We start from the raw sequence: 12,152 nt of genomic DNA on the forward strand, positions 1-12,152 counted from the left end.
TTCTGCACCACGGGCGCGCGGAGCTAGGAGCGGAGCTAGGAGTCGCTGGCGAACAGCCTCAGTACCGGGACCCCCACCTTGTGCCGGGCCTGGGAGGCCCAGTCGCGGTGGAAGAACTCCTCCACGAAGTGCGGTGAGGTGAGCACCACCACCTCGTCCGCCTCCTGGTCCCGGACCACCTCGCGCAGCCGCTCCAGCGGCTTCTCCTCGACCAGTTCGCCCCTCGCCTCGGCCCCGGCCGAGCGCAGGTGGCGCAGGCTGTGCTCCAGCGATTCACCGGCCACGGTGGGGCCGCTCTCGGACTCGTCGTGCTCGTGCACCACCTTGTCGAGGTGGCCGAGGGCGACGTCGTCCAGTGCCCGCAGCAGCTCGTCCTGCTTGCCGCGCGGCTGCATCAGGACGACGAAGGACACCTTCTCGTCGCTGTGGAGCGTGGTGACCAGCTCCACGTCCGCGTCGGAGAGAGCCTTTTCGATCATCAGTACCGTCTTGAACACGTGAGTCCCTTCCAGTGGCCGGCCCCCGGGCCCCGGCATCGCATAACGGGATCAGGACCGGGGGGTCACGGGGTCATTCCGAACCCGGGCGGCGCAGGTAACGCGAGAAGAGGAATCCTTTCTGCTCGATCAATGAGACCAGCCGCATCCGCTGCACGTCAGGCATTCGCGCATCGTGGACGATGCGCGGCGCGTCGCCGCCGGTGATCAGCGGGGCCAGCGACAGGCACAGCTCGTCCAGCAGGCCCGCCGCCGCGATCTGCCCCAGCAGCCGGGGGCCGCCCTCGCTCAGCAGCCGCGTCCAGCCCCGCTCGACCAGGGCCGCCACGCCCGCCCGCAGGTCCACCGAGCCCCGCCCGGCGAGCACCAGGTCGGCCACCCCGGCGACCGCCCGGCGGCGCTCCTCCGGGGCGTCCTCGGTGGTGATCACCACCGTCCTGACCAGCGGCTCCGTGAACAGCGGCGCGCTCAGGTCCAGGTCCAGCGAACGACTCACGATCGCGATCGCCGGAGCCGGGGCCTGCCCGGCCGCCGCCCGCGCCGCCGCGAACTCCTGACGGGCCCGGGCCGGCCGGTAGCCCTCCGCGCGGACGGTCTCGGCGCCCACCAGCACCACGTCGGACAGGGCGCGCAGCACGCCGAAGATCCGCTTGTCGGCGTCCCCGGAGAGGCCCTCGGACAGGCCGTCGAGCTTCGCCCCGCCGTCCAGCCCCGCCACCATGTTGGCGCGCAACCACGGGCGGCCCCGATTCACCTGGTCGGGGTACGCGTACACGGCGGCGAGCGACTCCAGCGCGGACGGATCGGCGACCGGCTCACCCAGCGGGCTGATCAACAGGTGCATGCCCTCAGTGTTCCACCGTGGGCCGTCCGGAGGACGCCCGGAGGCCGTTCGGAGGCCGTTCGGAGGGGTCGGGAACCAGGCGTACCCTCTACTGATGTGCCCGCAGCCTCCCGCCCCGCCACCGCGACCGAGTCCATAGCCGCCGCGAGCCCGGCCGGCGCCCCGATCGCGCTCACCGACCGCCGCCCCGTCGTGCCCGCCGAGCGGCTGGTCGCCGAGATGGTCCCGCCGCCCCGGTTCGCCGACGTGAGCTTCGGGACGTACATCCCGGACCCGAACCAGCCCAGCCAGTACGAGGCCGTCCAGGTCCTGGAGCAGTTCGCGGCCACCCTCGGCGGGGGAAACGGTTCAGCACCCAAGCGCGGCTGGTTCCGCCGCTCCGCCCCCGCGCCCACCGGCCCGGCCGGCGTCTACCTCGACGGCGGCTACGGCGTCGGCAAGACCCACCTGCTCGCCTCGCTCTGGCACGCCGCCCCCGGCCCCAAGGCCTTCGGCACCTTCGTCGAGCTGACCAACCTGGTCGGCGCGCTCGGCTTCCAGCAGGCCGTGCGGACGCTGTCCGGGCACACGCTGCTGTGCATCGACGAGTTCGAGCTGGACGACCCGGGCGACACCGTGCTGGTCTCCACCCTGCTCGGCCGCCTGGTCGACAACGGCGTCAAGCTGTGCGCCACCTCCAACACCCTGCCGGAGAAGCTCGGCGAGGGCCGCTTCGCCGCCGCCGACTTCCTGCGCGAGATCCAGGGCCTGTCCGCGCACTTCCGCCCGATGCGGATCGACGGCCAGGACTACCGCCACCGCGGCCTGCCCGACGCCCCGCCGCCGTACACCGACGACGCCGTCGTGGCCGTCGCCGCCCGCACCCCCGGCGCCTCGCTGGACGACTTCGACGCCCTGCTCACCCACCTCTCCGCCGTCCACCCCAGCCGCTACGGCGCACTGCTGGACGACGTCGCCGCGGTCTGCCTGCGCGGCGTCAAGCGGGTCGAGGACCAGTCCACCGCCCTGCGCCTGGTCGTCCTCGCCGACCGCATGTACGACCGCGAACTCCCCATCACCGCCTCCGGCCTCCCCTTCGACCAGGTCTTCCCCGAGGACATGCTCCGCGGCGGCTACCGCAAGAAGTACCTCCGCGCCATATCCCGCCTCGTCGCCCTCGCCCGCGACAGCGCCAAGGCCTGAGCCGTGACCTTCCCCCTTGCTCGGCAGTTGTTCCCGCTGCCGAGCAAGGGGGAGAGACGTGACCGGTGACCAGTCCCGGCCGGGATACGAGATCGAGATCGAGCCCGAGGTGCGGGTCTGGCTCCAGAACTGCCCGGTCGCGGAGTACCGTGCGGCCGAGCGCGCCGCCGACCGACTCGCCGAGGACGGCGAGATCTACGACCGGGAGGAGCAGCGGTGAGCAGCGGCTACCACACGCGGTGGGTCGTGCCGGAGGAGCACCGCGAGAGCGAGGAGTACCGGGCGGCCGGGCGTCGGATGGCGCTGGCCGAGGCCGTGTACGCGCGCCGCTCCGCGCTCGGCTGGACGCCGGCCGAGCGGGCCGGGCTGGCCGCGGAGACGGTCGAAAGCATCGAGGAGAGCGGCATCGATCCGACCCTGCCGCTGATCGAGCTGCTCGCGGCGGCCTTCGACTCCACGGTCCGGATCGACCCCTCCCACGAGCCCGCCATGCGCTTCGAGGCGCACGCGGCCTGAGCGAAGCGGCGCCGCTTGTCGGTGGTGGGCCGTACGGTGGAGGCGTGCGTCCCATCACGAGTATTGAGCGGTCCGTGGCGCCCTTCGAGGTCGTCAGTCCCTACCAGCCGAACGGTGACCAGCCGACGGCGATCGCCGAGTTGGAACGGCGGATCAGGGCGGGGGAGAAGGACGTCGTGCTGCTCGGTGCCACCGGTACCGGCAAGTCGGCCACCACGGCCTGGATGATCGAGAAGCTGCAGCGGCCCACCCTGGTGATGGCGCCGAACAAGACGCTGGCCGCGCAGCTGGCGAACGAGTTCCGCGAGCTGCTGCCGAACAACGCGGTCGAGTACTTCGTCTCGTACTACGACTACTACCAGCCCGAGGCGTACGTCCCGCAGACGGACACCTACATCGAGAAGGACTCCTCGATCAACGAGGAGGTCGAGCGGCTGCGGCACTCGGCGACCAACTCGCTGCTCACGCGCCGCGACGTGATCGTGGTCGCCTCCGTCTCCTGCATCTACGGCCTCGGCACCCCGCAGGAGTACGTGGACCGGATGGTCCCGCTCAAGGTCGGCCAGGAGATCGACCGGGACGTCCTGCTGCGCCGCTTCGTGGACATCCAGTACGCGCGCAACGACGTGGCGTTCACCCGCGGCACCTTCCGGGTCCGCGGCGACACCATCGAGATCTTCCCGGTGTACGAGGAGCTCGCCGTCCGGATCGAGATGTTCGGCGACGAGATCGAGGCGCTCTACACCCTGCACCCGCTCACCGGCGAGATCATCAGCCAGGACGAGCAGATCTACGTCTTCCCCGCCTCGCACTACGTGGCCGGCCCCGAGCGCATGGAGCGGGCGATCACCGGCATCGAGAAGGAGCTGGAGGAGACGCTCGCCAGGCTGGAGAAGCAGGGCAAGCTGCTGGAGGCCCAGCGGCTGCGCATGCGCACCACCTACGACATCGAGATGCTGCGGCAGATCGGCACCTGCTCGGGCGTCGAGAACTACTCGATGCACTTCGACGGCCGCGAGCCCGGCTCCCCGCCGAACACCCTGCTGGACTACTTCCCGGAGGACTTCCTCCTGGTCATCGACGAGTCGCACGTCACCGTCCCGCAGATCGGCGCGATGTACGAGGGCGACGCCTCGCGCAAGCGCACCCTGGTGGAGCACGGCTTCCGGCTGCCGTCCGCGATGGACAACCGCCCGCTGAAGTGGGAGGAGTTCCTGGGGCGGATCGGTCAGACGGTCTACCTGTCGGCGACGCCCGGCCCGTACGAGCTGTCGCGCGGCGACGGCCAGGTCGAGCAGATCATCCGCCCGACCGGCCTGATCGACCCCGAGGTGATCGTCAAGCCGACCGAGGGCCAGATCGACGACCTGGTGCACGAGGTCCGCAAGCGGGTCGAGCGGGACGAGCGCGTCCTGGTCACCACGCTCACCAAGAAGATGGCCGAGGACCTCACCGACTACATGCTCGGCCTGGACATCCGGGTCCGGTACCTGCACAGCGACGTGGACACGCTGCGCCGGGTGGAGCTGCTGCGCGAGCTGCGGGCGGGCAAGTACGACGTGCTGGTCGGCATCAACCTGCTGCGCGAGGGCCTGGACCTGCCCGAGGTGTCGCTGGTGGCGATCCTGGACGCGGACAAGGAGGGCTTCCTGCGCTCCGGCACCTCGCTGATCCAGACCATCGGCCGCGCCGCCCGAAACGTCTCGGGCCAGGTGCACATGTACGCGGACCGGATCACCCCGTCGATGGAGAAGGCGATCGACGAGACCAACCGCCGCCGGGCCGTGCAGCAGGCCTACAACAAGGAGCACGGGATCGACCCGCAGCCGCTGCGGAAGAAGATCGGCGACATCCTGGACACCCTCGCCCGCGAGGACGTGGACACCGACGAGCTGCTCTCCACCGGCTACCGCGGGGCGGGCCAGAAGGGCGGCAAGGCCCCGGTGCCGATGCTGGGCGCGGAGCGCAAGCCCGCCAAGTCCATGCCGGCCGCCGAGCTGGCGGAGCTGATCCAGGAGATGACCGACCGGATGCACACGGCGGCCGCCGATCTCCAGTTCGAGGTCGCGGCGCGGCTGCGCGACGAGGTGAAGGAGCTGAAGAAGGAGCTGCGGCAGATGCGCGAGGCGGGTGTGGCCTGACGGCACGGCCGGGACGCCGGGCTACGGCCCTTCCCCGCGCCTGCGGGGGTCAACCGCCCGGAGGTGTCTCAGCCTTGCCACAAACCGGGTAACTCCGAGGAGTCGGTGGTGCCGCAGGCCCTAGGCTGGCCTGCGGCACCGTGCCCTCGGGACGGGTGGCGGGCCGTAGCAGAGGGGGCCTCAGCCGGGGGACGGCGACGGGGTGTTCCACCGTGGAGCCGTGCGGGCGCGCCCGTGGGGCCGGCAGAGAGGACAACGTCGTGTCGGTGAACCTTGCCAAGGGGCAGCGGGTCAGCCTCCAGAAGGGCGCGGGCGGCGTGCTGACCGTGGTCCGGATGGGGCTGGGCTGGCAGGCCGCCCCCAAGCGGGGACTGTTCGGCAGCCGGACGAGGAAGATCGACCTGGACGCCTCGGCGCTGCTGTACGCCGAGCGGACCCCGTCCGACGTGGTGTTCTTCCAGCACCTGGAGTCCACCGACGGATCGGTCCGGCACACCGGGGACAACCTGGAGGGCGGCTCGGGCGCCGGGGACGACGAGGCGATCCTGGTCGACCTGATGCACGTGCCGCCGCACATCACCCAGGTGGTGTTCACGGTCAGCTCCTACACCGGGCAGACCTTCGCTGAGGTGCGCCAGGCGCACTGCCGGCTGGTGGACGAGACCACCGGGGTGGAACTGGCCCGCTACGAGTTGGCGGGCGGGGGGCCGCACACCGGCCAGATCATGGCCAAGGTGGTCCGGGACGGCGACGGCGGCTGGGAGATGCAGGCGATCGGGGCTCCGGCCAAGGGGCGGACCTTCCAGGACCTGCTGCCGGCCATCGAGCCCTTCCTCTGACAGTTCTTTACCTTCTTTACCTTTCCTTGCCTTCGCTGTTACTCTCGATGCCAGCGGAGGGGAGTATTCCTCGACAGCCGACCCCGTCATCACGGGTGCCCGTCGTGGCGCCCCGGGGCGCTGGCCCGATGGGCGGAAGAGACCTCCGGCAGTGACGACCTGTCTCGCCTGGCTGCCGGAGGAGCAGTAATGGACGTTTCCGTGACCATGTGGGTCTCCACGATCGGTGTGCTGATCGCACTGATCGTGGCGGACTTCTTCATCGGAGGGCGCAAGCCGCACGAGGTCTCGATCAAGGAGGCCGGGATCTGGACGGCCGTCTGGGTCGCGCTGGCGGCGCTCTTCGGCGGCTTCCTCTGGTGGCACTCCGGCGCGCAGTCGGCCGGTGAGTTCTTCGCCGGGTACATCACCGAGAAGTCGCTCAGTGTCGACAACCTCTTCGTGTTCATCCTGATCATGGGCAAGTTCGCGGTGCCCAGGATCTACCAGCAGCGCGTCCTGATGTTCGGTGTGATCATCGCCCTGGTGCTGCGGGCGGTGTTCATCGCCGGCGGCGCGGCGCTGGTCTCCGAGTTCTCCTGGGTGTTCTTCGTCTTCGGCGCGTTCCTGATCTGGACGGCCTGGAAGCTGATCAAGGAGGCCCGGGCCGACGAGGAGACTGGGCCTGATGGAGAAGCAGCGGAATTCGAGGAGAACCGCCTGCTCAAGTCGATCACCCGGCGCTTCCCCGCCACCGACGACTACCGCGGTACCAAGCTCCTCATCGTGGAGAACGGCCGCCGGCTGATCACCCCGATGCTGATCGTCATGCTGGCCATCGGCACGACGGACGTCCTGTTCGCCCTGGACTCGATCCCGGCCATCTTCGGCCTCACCCAGGACCCGTACATCGTCTTCACCGCCAACGCCTTCGCCCTGATGGGCCTGCGCCAGCTGTACTTCCTGATCGGCGGCCTGCTGAAGAAGCTGGTCCACCTCTCGTACGGCCTGTCGGTGATCCTCGGCTTCATCGGCGTGAAGCTCGTCCTGCACGCCGCCCACGAGGCCGGCGCCCACGTCCCGGAGATCGGCATCCCCTTCTCGCTCGGCTTCATCGTGCTCGTCCTGGCCGTCACCACGGTGACCAGCCTCCGGGCCTCGAAGAAGGCCGAACAGACCGAGCCCGAGCCCGAGAAGCTCGACGCCTGACGGGAATCGACCGACTTGAGCCCCGCCGCCGGATGCGCCATCCGGCGGCGGGGCTCAAGTCATGCGACATGCACTTTGATGGGGGTGTCCTCGAAGTTGAGCGCGAGCGCCTCGCGAAGGTTGGAGAGAGCTTCTTCGATGGTCTCGCCCTGGCTGGTGATCTCGACCTGGAGGCAGCGGGCCACGTACCACTCGCCTTCGGGGACGATCGCGGCGGTGAGATGCACAGAGTGCTGGGGCATGGCGTAATTCTGGCACTCACACGCCTTCCCGGGCTGGCCGGCTCCGGTAGGGGCCGACCGGCCGGAAGGTGGTCACCAGCCGCGGTCGCGCCACTCGGGGAGGTGGGGGCGTTCGGCGCCGAGGGTGGTGTCGTTGCCGTGGCCGGGGTAGACCCAGGCCTCGTCGGGGAGGACGTCGAAGATCTTCTCGGTGACGTCGCGGTAGAGGGTCCGGAAGGCCTCCGGGTCGCCCCAGGTGTTGCCGACGCCGCCGGGGAAGAGGCAGTCCCCGGTGAAGACGTGGGGGTGGCCCTGCGGGTCGTCGTAGATGAGCACGATGGCACCGGGGGTGTGGCCGACCAGGTGCCGCACGGTGAGCTCGACCTCGCCGACCCGCAGCCGGTCGCCGTCCGCGAGCAGCAGCTCGGTGGGGACGTCGATGCCCTCGGCGTCGTGCTGTCCGGCGGCGGTGCGGGCGCCGGTGGTGGCGACCACCTCGGCCAGCGCGCCCCAGTGGTCGTGGTGCCGGTGGGTGGTGACCACCGTTTCGAGGTCGTCGCCGACGGTCTCCAGCAGCACCGGGGCGTCGGCGGCCGCGTCGATCAGCAGCTGCTCGTCGGTGGCCCGGCAGCGCAGCAGGTAGGCGTTGTTGTCGTACGGCCCGACGGCCACCTTGGTGATGATCAGGTGGGCCAGCTCGCGCACGTCCGGCGGCCCGCCGACCTTGACCGCTCCGTGGTACGTCATCCGTCCGCTCCTCGTCCGGGTCCGGCTACAACAGGGTTCAGGATCATCCTCGCGCCGTCAGCCCAGCGGGGGAAGCTGGGGGAGCGCGGAGTCGGGGGTGCGCTGGAGGTCGGCGCCGTCGGAGCGGCCGGTGAGCCAGGCGAGCAGGGCGCGCAGCGGGCCGCGGACGGTCAGGGCGGGCTCGCCGGTGCCGATCAGGCCGGTGTCCCCGGTGTCCTCGGCGACGAGCGCGACGGCGGGCAGGTCGGTGCCGTGCAGCCTGGTGGCGAGCCTGTGGAACTCGGTGGCCGCGAACACCCCGGGCCACCGGTCGGGGGCGTAGCCGGCGTCCAGGTCGACCAGGTGGTACTCGACCTCGGCCAGGCGCTTCCAGACGAGGTCGCAGGCCGGGAAGACGGCGCCGGACCGGTGGCGCACCTCGGTGGCCCAGTGCTCGCCGGTCATCAGCGCGGCGGCCTCGGCGAAGCGCTCGTGGGACTCGCGCAGGTCGGCGAGCTGGACGTCCAGCGGGCGGCCGGCGCCGTCCTCGATGCCCTGGTCGCGGGCCTGCTCGCTGGCGTACTGCGGGACGTCGGTGCCGGTGCGGGCGCCGGTCAGCAGGTTGACCAGGGAGTCGGCGTTGCGGGCGAGGTGGGCCAGCACGTGGCCGCGGCTCCAGCCGGGGAGCGCGGAGGGCTCGGCGACGGCCTCGGGCCTCAGCTCGGAGACGGTCTGCAGCAGGCCCCGGGTGCTCTCCTCGACGAGGCTCAGCCGCTCGGCGGCGAGAGCGCCGGGGTCGGCGGGGTCGGCGGGGTCGGCGACAGCGGTGGCGGACTGCGGGTCGGTCATCGAAATCTGCCTTCTCTGCGGGACGGCGCGTTGCCCGCAGGGGGCTCCGCTCGTTGATCAGCCGACGCTACCGCCGAATCGGGGCCCTGAGCAGGGGGTATTTCGGTGCGGGTACGGACGGTGCGCGGGCGGTCCGGGGGCCTCCCCCACTCGTTCGGGTGGTCTCCATTGGACAAGGTCGATATTCGAACGCCTGAGCTATAGGCTGGCTGCCGCATCCTGGAAGAAGTACACCGAACTCACCGCAAGCCGTCTCGCCCCGGAGAAAGGCGCCAGAAGCAGTGGCCGACCGCCTCATCGTCCGCGGTGCTCGCGAGCACAACCTCAAGAACGTCTCGCTCGACCTGCCCCGCGACTCCCTCATCGTCTTCACGGGCCTCTCCGGCTCCGGCAAGTCCTCGCTCGCCTTCGACACGATCTTCGCCGAGGGCCAGCGCCGGTACGTCGAGTCGCTGTCCTCGTACGCCCGCCAGTTCCTCGGGCAGATGGACAAGCCCGATGTGGACTTCATCGAGGGCCTCTCCCCGGCCGTCTCGATCGACCAGAAGTCCACCAACCGCAACCCCCGTTCGACCGTCGGCACGATCACCGAGGTCTACGACTACCTGCGCCTGCTGTTCGCCCGGATCGGCAAGCCGCACTGCCCGCACTGCGGCCGCCCGATCGCCAAGCAGTCGCCGCAGGCGATCGTCGACAAGGTCCTGGAGCTCGCCGAGGGCACCCGTTTCCAGGTGCTCAGCCCCGTGGTGCGCGAGCGCAAGGGCGAGTTCGTCGACCTCTTCGCCGACCTCCAGTCCAAGGGCTACTCCCGCGCCCGCGTCGACGGCGAGACGATCCAGCTCGCCGAGCCGCCGAAGCTCAAGAAGCAGGAGAAGCACACCGTCGAGGTGGTCATCGACCGCCTGACCGTCAAGGAGAGCGCCAAGCGGCGGCTCACCGACTCGGTGGAGACGGCCCTGCGGCTTGCCGGCGGCATGGTCGTGCTCGACTTCGTCGACCTCCCCGAGGACGACCCCGAGCGCGAGCGGATGTACTCCGAGCACCTCTACTGCCCGTACGACGACGTGTCGTTCGAGGAGCTGGAGCCGCGCTCGTTCTCCTTCAACTCGCCGTTCGGCGCCTGCCCGGACTGCTCGGGCCTGGGCAACCGGATGGAGGTCGACCCCGAGCTGGTCGTGCCGGACCAGGAGCGCTCGCTGGACGAGGGCGCGATCCACCCGTGGTCGGCCGGGCACGCCAAGGAGTACTTCCAGCGCCTGATCGACGCGCTCGCCGAGGAGCTCGGCTTCCGCACCGACATCCCCTGGGCCGGGCTGCCCGCCCGCGCCAAGAAGGCGCTGCTGTACGGGCACAAGCACCAGGTGCAGGTCCGCTACCGCAACCGCTTCGGCCGCGAGCGCTCGTACAGCACCGGCTTCGAGGGCGCCGTCCCGTTCATCCAGCGCCGGCACACCGAGGCGGAGAGCGACAGCAGTCGCGAGCGCTTCGAGGGCTACATGCGCGAGGTGCCCTGCCCGACGTGCCAGGGCACCCGGCTCAAGCCGGTGGTGCTCGCGGTCACCGTCGAGGGCAGGTCCATCGCCGACGTCTCCTCGATGTCGATCAGCGACTGCTCCGAGTTCCTCGGCGCGATGAAGCTGAACGCCCGGGACAAGCAGATCGCCGAGCGGGTCCTCAAGGAGGTCAACGAGCGGCTGCGCTTCCTGGTCGACGTCGGCCTGGACTACCTCTCGCTCGACCGCGCGGCCGGCACCCTGTCCGGCGGCGAGGCCCAGCGCATCCGGCTGGCCACCCAGATCGGCTCCGGCCTGGTCGGCGTGCTGTACGTGCTGGACGAGCCGTCCATCGGCCTGCACCAGCGGGACAACCACCGGCTGATCGAGACGCTGGTGCGGCTGCGCGACATCGGCAACACGCTGATCGTGGTCGAGCACGACGAGGACACCATCAAGACCGCGGACTGGGTGGTCGACATCGGTCCGGGCGCCGGCGAGCACGGCGGCAAGGTGGTGCACTCCGGCGCGTTGAAGGGGCTGCTGACCAACAAGGAGTCGCTGACCGGCCAGTACCTCTCCGGCAAGCGGTCCATCCCGATCCCGGCCACCCGCCGCGACCGGGACAGGAAGCGCCAGCTGACGGTGCACGGCGCCCGCGAGCACAACCTCAAGGACGTCACGGTCGGCTTCCCGCTCGGCACCTTCACGGCGATCACCGGCGTCTCCGGCTCCGGCAAGTCGACGCTGGTCAACGACATCCTCTACACCCACCTCGCCCGGGAGCTCAACGGCGCCCGCAGCGTGCCCGGCCGGCACACCCGGATCACCGGCACCGACCTGGTGGACAAGGTCGTGCACGTCGACCAGTCGCCGATCGGCCGCACCCCGCGGTCCAACCCGGCCACCTACACCGGAGTGTTCGACCACGTCCGCCGGCTCTTCGCGGAGACCCAGGAGGCCAAGGTCCGCGGCTACCTGCCCGGCCGGTTCTCCTTCAACGTCAAGGGCGGCCGCTGCGAGAACTGCACCGGTGACGGCACCATCAAGATCGAGATGAACTTCCTGCCGGACGTCTACGTGCCGTGCGAGGTCTGCCACGGCGCCCGGTACAACCGGGAGACGCTGGAGGTCCACTACAAGGGCAAGTCCATCGCCGAGGTGCTGGACATGCCGATCGAGGAGGGGCTGGCCTTCTTCGAGGCCGTCCCGGCGATCGCCCGCCACCTGCGGACGCTCAACGACGTCGGCCTCGGCTACGTCCGGCTCGGCCAGTCCGCGCCGACGCTCTCCGGCGGCGAGGCGCAGCGCGTCAAGCTCGCCTCGGAGCTCCAGAAGCGCTCCACCGGGCGGACGGTCTACGTGCTGGACGAGCCCACCACCGGTCTGCACTTCGAGGACATCAGCAAGCTGATCAAGGTGCTCAGCGGGCTGGTCGAGAAGGGCAACACGGTGATCGTGATCGAGCACAACCTCGACGTGATCAAGACCGCCGACTGGGTCGTCGACATGGGCCCCGAGGGCGGCTCCGGCGGCGGCACGGTGGTCGCCGAGGGCACCCCGGAGCAGATCGCGGCCGTCCCGGAGAGCCACACCGGCAAGTTCTTGCGGGACATCCTGCCGGGTGACTTCGCGGACGCCCCGGTTGCCGCCCTC

General features: G+C 70.4%; 12 protein-coding genes. 7 read left to right on the plus strand and 5 right to left on the minus strand.

The window, feature by feature from the left end:
- Positions 1-35: 35 nt before the first annotated feature.
- Together J0670_RS15055 and J0670_RS15060 are read right to left on the minus strand one after the other, a co-directional pair.
- The gene (locus J0670_RS15055) at positions 36-497 is read right to left on the minus strand and encodes an indole-3-glycerol phosphate synthase (protein WP_207812072.1); all 462 of its coding nucleotides are present in this window, start codon (positions 495-497) and stop codon (positions 36-38) included.
- Between the two features lie 73 nt (positions 498-570).
- Positions 571-1,341, minus strand: a complete 771-nt coding sequence (locus J0670_RS15060) for a pyrimidine reductase family protein (protein ID WP_207812073.1) — start codon at positions 1,339-1,341, stop codon at positions 571-573.
- A 135-nt stretch (positions 1,342-1,476) separates the two neighbouring features.
- Between J0670_RS15060 and zapE the strand changes: the two genes are divergently transcribed.
- The 6 genes from zapE to J0670_RS15090 all read left to right on the plus strand — a co-directional run bounded on the left by zapE (position 1,477) and on the right by J0670_RS15090 (position 7,207).
- A complete protein-coding gene (gene zapE / locus J0670_RS15065; RefSeq protein WP_307806530.1) occupies positions 1,477-2,523 on the plus strand; it encodes a cell division protein ZapE in 1,047 nt (348 codons plus the stop codon).
- A 58-nt stretch (positions 2,524-2,581) separates the two neighbouring features.
- Positions 2,582-2,743 carry a hypothetical protein gene (locus J0670_RS15070; protein WP_207812075.1) on the plus strand — a complete coding sequence of 54 codons (162 nt, stop codon included), beginning with the start codon at positions 2,582-2,584 and terminating at the stop codon, positions 2,741-2,743.
- Positions 2,740-3,039: a helix-turn-helix transcriptional regulator gene (locus J0670_RS15075; RefSeq protein WP_207812076.1), complete on the plus strand. Its 300-nt coding sequence runs from the start codon at positions 2,740-2,742 to the stop codon at positions 3,037-3,039. Before J0670_RS15070 ends, J0670_RS15075 begins: the two co-directional genes overlap by 4 nt.
- A 44-nt stretch (positions 3,040-3,083) precedes the next feature.
- Positions 3,084-5,180: an excinuclease ABC subunit UvrB gene (gene uvrB, locus J0670_RS15080; protein WP_207812077.1), complete on the plus strand. Its 2,097-nt coding sequence runs from the start codon at positions 3,084-3,086 to the stop codon at positions 5,178-5,180.
- Positions 5,181-5,440: 260 nt separating this feature from the next.
- On the plus strand, positions 5,441-6,019 hold the full coding sequence (locus tag J0670_RS15085) for a TerD family protein (protein WP_207812078.1): 579 nt from the start codon (positions 5,441-5,443) through the stop codon (positions 6,017-6,019).
- A 189-nt stretch (positions 6,020-6,208) separates the two neighbouring features.
- Positions 6,209-7,207: a TerC family protein gene (locus J0670_RS15090; protein ID WP_207812079.1), complete on the plus strand. Its 999-nt coding sequence runs from the start codon at positions 6,209-6,211 to the stop codon at positions 7,205-7,207.
- A gap of 59 nt (positions 7,208-7,266) precedes the next feature.
- Here the strand turns inward: J0670_RS15090 and J0670_RS15095 are convergent, their stop codons facing one another.
- The 3 genes from J0670_RS15095 to J0670_RS15105 form a co-directional block, all read right to left on the minus strand.
- Entirely contained in the window at positions 7,267-7,449 is a 183-nt protein-coding gene (locus tag J0670_RS15095) for a type II toxin-antitoxin system HicB family antitoxin (protein ID WP_207812080.1), read from the minus strand.
- A gap of 72 nt (positions 7,450-7,521) precedes the next feature.
- Entirely contained in the window at positions 7,522-8,175 is a 654-nt protein-coding gene (locus J0670_RS15100) for an MBL fold metallo-hydrolase (protein WP_207812081.1), read from the minus strand.
- A 57-nt stretch (positions 8,176-8,232) separates the two neighbouring features.
- On the minus strand, positions 8,233-9,003 hold the full coding sequence (locus J0670_RS15105) for a maleylpyruvate isomerase family mycothiol-dependent enzyme (RefSeq protein ID WP_207812082.1): 771 nt from the start codon (positions 9,001-9,003) through the stop codon (positions 8,233-8,235).
- Between the two features lie 281 nt (positions 9,004-9,284).
- Between J0670_RS15105 and uvrA the strand changes: the two genes are divergently transcribed.
- Positions 9,285-12,152 (plus strand): excinuclease ABC subunit UvrA (gene uvrA / locus J0670_RS15110; protein ID WP_207812083.1); only part of this gene is annotated, 2,868 nt, incomplete at its 3' end.

This window comes from Streptomyces sp. FH025 (assembly GCF_017427025.1).
Lineage (GTDB): Bacteria > Actinomycetota > Actinomycetes > Streptomycetales > Streptomycetaceae > Kitasatospora.